This window comes from Streptomyces sp. MnatMP-M17 (assembly GCF_900091995.1).
Lineage (GTDB): Bacteria > Actinomycetota > Actinomycetes > Streptomycetales > Streptomycetaceae > Streptomyces.
This window is the reverse complement of sequence record NZ_FMDK01001165.1, coordinates 1-2,217: the sequence shown is the minus strand read 5'-3', so window position 1 is coordinate 2,217 and position 2,217 is coordinate 1. Positions and strand designations below refer to the sequence as shown.

Genomic DNA, 2,217 nt, shown 5'->3' with positions numbered 1-2,217 from the left:
CGCCGGCCGGCGCGGGCACCCGCGGCTCGCCGTTGGCGTTCCGGCGCCGCTCCGCGGGCGAGGAGGACTGGAGCGCGGTTCCCCCGGTCGTACGGAACAGCTCGTCGGCCCCGGGCAGACTCACTCGGCGTGACACCGGGCGAGCACCTCCCTGGCGAGCTGGCGATACGCGGCGGCGCCCACGGAGTTCGAGGCGTACGTGGTGATGGGCTCACCGGCGACCGTGGTCTCCGGGAAGCGCACCGTCCGCCCGATCACCGTGTGGTACACGTGGTCGTCGAAGGCCTCGACCACTCGCGCGAGGACCTCGCGGCTGTGCACCGTACGGGAGTCGTACATCGTGGCGAGGATGCCGTCCAGCTCCAGTTCCGGGTTGAGCCGCTCCTGGACCTTCTCGATCGTCTCGGTCAGCAGGGCCACTCCGCGCAGCGCGAAGAACTCGCACTCCAGCGGCACGATCACCTTGTGCGCGGCCGTCAGCGCGTTCACGGTCAGCAGACCGAGCGAGGGCTGACAGTCGATCACGATGTAGTCGTAGTCCTGCATCAGCGGCTTCAGCGCCCGCTGGAGCGTCGACTCGCGCGCGACCTCGCTGACGAGCTGCACCTCCGCGGCCGAGAGGTCGATATTGCTGGGCAGCAGATCCATATTGGGCACGGCGGTCTTCAGGAGGACCTCGTCGGCCGCCATGCCCCGCTCCATGAGCAGGTTGTAGACGGTGAGGTCCAGCTCCATCGGATTGACGCCGAGACCGACCGACAGGGCTCCCTGCGGGTCGAAGTCCACGAGCAGCACACGCCGGCCGTACTCCGCCAGCGCGGCGCCGAGATTGATGGTCGACGTCGTCTTGCCGACGCCGCCCTTCTGGTTGCACATCGCGATGATCTTCGCGGGCCCGTGGTCGGTCAGCGGGCCCGGAATCGGGAAGTACGGCAGAGGACGCCCGGTCGGGCCGATCCGCTCACGGCGCTGGCGTGCGGCGTCGGGGGCGAGAGTGGCCGCGTACTCGGGATCCGGCTCGTACTCGGCGTCGGGGTCGTAGAAGTGCCCCTCGGGCACTTCGTCGTAGTCGGCGAATGGAGTGGACTCTCGGCCACCCTCGTTGCCGGCCATGGCGTTCACGTGTTGGCCGTCCATCATCTGGTGGGCTGTCGTCATGTGCTGGTGGGTGGCGAAGGTGCGGACAGCTACGGAGCCGACAGCCTCGAACCCGGACGACGGGCTGTGGCCCCTCACCGGCATTCCTGGTTGACCACCCCCGGGAGTAAATGTCGACTCATTCACAAGTCGTCTTACCTCCTTGGACGGGACCAGGAAACTTATCGATAGGTCAGCGTGGCACCATGCCGACGGTTGGCGACTCTATGGCGTGTCACCGGTCCGCAGCAACACAATCCGCCGGACCCGGCCCGATGTGTCGGCAACGGAACATCCCTCTGTCAAGGGCGCACAAGCCTCTCATCAAGGCATGGCGCACACGTTTCACGGCTCGGCGAATCGGTGAAAAGGTTACGTTCGAGGCGAGTTGACCGGGAGTTCGGAGCCGTCCGGGCACACGTCCGGCCGGACCCCGTCGATCAAGGTCCGGCCGCTGGCGTGATGTTGACGTCACAGATTGACGCATCAGCCCAGAAGCGCGCTCAATTCGGCGTGATCCAGTCCATGAGCCTCGGCCACCTCACGGTAAACCACCTGGCCCTCATGGGTGTTGAGGCCCTTGGCGAGGGCTGGATCGCGGCGCAGCGCCTCGGTCCAGCCGCGGTTCGCGAGCTCCACGATGTACGGCAGCGTGGCGTTGGTCAGCGCGTATGTGGAGGTGTTGGGCACGGCGCCCGGCATATTGGCGACGCAGTAGAAGACCGATCCATGGACCGGGAAGGTCGGTTCGGCGTGTGTCGTCGGACGCGAATCCTCGAAGCAGCCGCCCTGATCAATCGCAATGTCGACAAGTACACTTCCGGGCTTCATCTTGGCGACGAGCTCATTGGTGACGAGCTTCGGCGCCTTCGCTCCGGGGATGAGCACGGCTCCTATGACGAGGTCCGCCTCGACGACCGCACGCTCCAGTTCGAAGGCGTTGGAGACGATGGTCTGGACCCGGGTGCCGAAGATCCGGTCGGCCTCGCGCAGCTTGTTGATGTCACGGTCGAGCAGAGTCACATGGAAGCCCATGCCGACGGCGATCTGGGTGGCGCTCCAGCCGGAGACGCCGCCGCC

General features: G+C 66.6%; 2 protein-coding genes. Both read right to left on the bottom strand.

Annotated elements, in window-relative coordinates:
- Positions 1-120: 120 nt before the first annotated feature.
- Positions 121-1,242, bottom strand: coding sequence for a ParA family protein (locus tag GA0115259_RS37340; RefSeq protein WP_093604991.1), 1,122 nt, complete (start codon positions 1,240-1,242; stop codon positions 121-123).
- Positions 1,243-1,623: 381 nt separating this feature from the next.
- Positions 1,624-2,217, bottom strand: a 594-nt coding sequence (locus tag GA0115259_RS37335; RefSeq protein ID WP_370749357.1) for an alanine dehydrogenase, incomplete at its 5' end; no start/stop codon positions are given.